Annotated in this window: 1 protein-coding gene; it reads left to right on the forward strand. The window is 39.8% G+C overall.

Features of this window, described 5'->3' with window-relative positions:
- Positions 1–311: 311 nt before the first annotated feature.
- Positions 312–1,931, forward strand: a complete 1,620-nt coding sequence (locus EXE29_RS17115) for an oleate hydratase (RefSeq protein WP_120365112.1) — start codon at positions 312–314, stop codon at positions 1,929–1,931.
- Positions 1,932–2,377: the final 446 nt, after the last annotated feature.

Raw genomic sequence — 2,377 nt, forward strand, 5'->3', positions numbered from 1 at the left:
TATTTTTTAATGATAAATAAAAAGCCTATTTTTAAAGAAATTTAGCATACGGCATAGTGAAAACAACAATAGAGCAATTACTCAACAATAAACATTAACATCAATTATTTAGATCATATTCAATTTTAATAAAAAGACAAATGTGTATTAAAAATAGCCATCATACGTCTATTTTTGATTACAAAATATAATGAGGGGATTGCTTCCCATTTCATACATTTTTCATATATAAAAAGACATACTATTTTTAAGGTTTTTCTAAACCAATTTTTTTACTTCATAATTTTTAACATCATAATTAAAGGTGAACCATGCAAAATAAGAAGCGCACCCCATTAGACGCGCAACAGTCCCATCTTTGGATTATTGGTGGTGGTATCGCAGGTATGGCTGCTGCTGCATTTGCAATCCGTGATGCCAAAGTCCCTGCCAAAAATATCCATATTTTAGAAGAACTCGATATTTCAGGTGGTTCGATGGATGGTGGACATACACCGCATGCCGCGCAAGCTTGGGTAACACGTGGTGGGCGAATGCTGACCGATGAAACTTATTTGTGCCTATGGGACTTATTTTCCAGTATTCCATCTTTGGAAAATCCATACATTTCGGTGCGTGAAGAATGTCGTGAGTTTAATGAAAAAGTGAAAACCCACGCCAATGCACGGTTGATTGATGCCGAACATGTCATTGCGGATGCAGCAAAGCTTGGTCTGAATACGCTACATCGTGCACAGATGCTGCGCCTATTAGCTTCAAAAGAAGAAAAAATTGGCAGTCGCCGCATTGATGAGTTTTTTGATGAAACCTTTTTTGAAACCAATTTCTGGCGCATGTGGCGCACGACTTTCGCTTTTCAAAAATGGCACAGTGCAGCAGAGTTAAGACGCTATTTCTTGCGTTTTATTCAAGAATTGCCACGCATTCATACCTTAGCGGGTGTGAAACGTACCAAGTACAACCAATATGACTCGATGATTCTGCCCCTACAGCGTTGGTTAGTCGCACAAGGCGTCGATGTGCGTTTTGGACACTATGTCACAGATGCAGACTTCATTACCAATGCTGAAACTCAAGAACGCTACGCTTCACGCCTATATGTACAATTGCCTGAAGGCTCAGAGCAAATTAATCTGAAAGCCAATGATTTAGCTATTTTCACTTTAGGCTCTATTACAGCAGACTCACGTTATGGCGGTAATCATGACGTGCCTGCCCTTATTCGTCATCGAGAAGATCATGGCTGGACGCTTTGGGAAACGCTGGCACAAAAAGCCCCAGACTTTGGCCGTCCAATGACTTTTTATGGCAATGTCGATGAACATAAGTGGGAGTCTTTCACTCTGACCATGAAAGATGACGTGCTACTTAAACGTATTATTGACTATACAGGCAATGAACCAGGCACAGGCGCACTCATGACTTGGTATGAGTCGGGTTGGCATTTATCCATCGTGGTTCCTGCACAGCCACACTTTGCCGACTTACCTGAAGGTTTATATACCTTATGGGGCTACGGTTTCCAAATTGACCATATAGGCGATTACATCAAAAAACCAATGTCCGAAGCCACGGGGCAAGAAATCCTAACAGAACTGATTAAACAGCTCGGTTTTGACGACATTTTAGATCATGTTTTGGCAACGACTGATGTTACTACCGCCATGATGCCATACGCCTCTGCCCTATTCGCCTGCCGTAAACCGGGGGATCGTCCACAGGTAATTCCACAAGGCTCACAAAACTTTGCTTTCCTTGGACAGTTTGTGGAAATTGAAGATGACGTGGTCTTTACTGTGGAATATTCAGTTCGTGGGGCGATGCTTGCCATTTATGAATTTTTTGGGGTGGAACGTGAAATCCCTGAAATTTACAACGGTCTACTTGATCCCAAAGTGGGTTTAAAAGCTTTAGAAACAGTGTTCCACTAAGTTTTTAATATATAGCGATAAGAGCACCTTTATGTCGCCACTATTACATAGTTTAATTTAAGCAACGTTTGGATACACGAGTGTGGCAGGGATGCCACACGTTATCCATCATAATAGGGATGTTATGTATGGGTAACAAAGGCTTTTGCTTTCTTTTGGCTTATCAAAAGTAAGGGTATTGCCTACACAAACACCTTTTATACTTTATTGAAAGTTGAGGCCGTGTACGCACCTAATTTTAAATTGGATAAAAAGAAAAATTAGATAAAACTTTATATCTCATTCGTAAATAAATTGACTAATCAACATAGGAAAAACATCTCCACGTTTTAAATAATACTCCGAAACTGACTAAGTGCTTTTCTATCTTTTTCTCATGATTTTAGATTTCATAAAAATTACCTCTGTACACGACAAATTTCATAGGATCCTTGTCCTATCAGGCT

It is taken from the genome of Acinetobacter sp. WCHAc060006, assembly GCF_004209135.1.
GTDB classification, from domain to species: domain Bacteria; phylum Pseudomonadota; class Gammaproteobacteria; order Pseudomonadales; family Moraxellaceae; genus Acinetobacter; species Acinetobacter cumulans.

Bases quoted from the DNA above. Each gene is read 5' to 3' on its own strand.
- EXE29_RS17115 (WP_120365112.1), top strand. From the start codon at position 312: ATGCAAAATAAGAAGCGCACCCCATTAGACGCGCAACAGTCCCATCTT.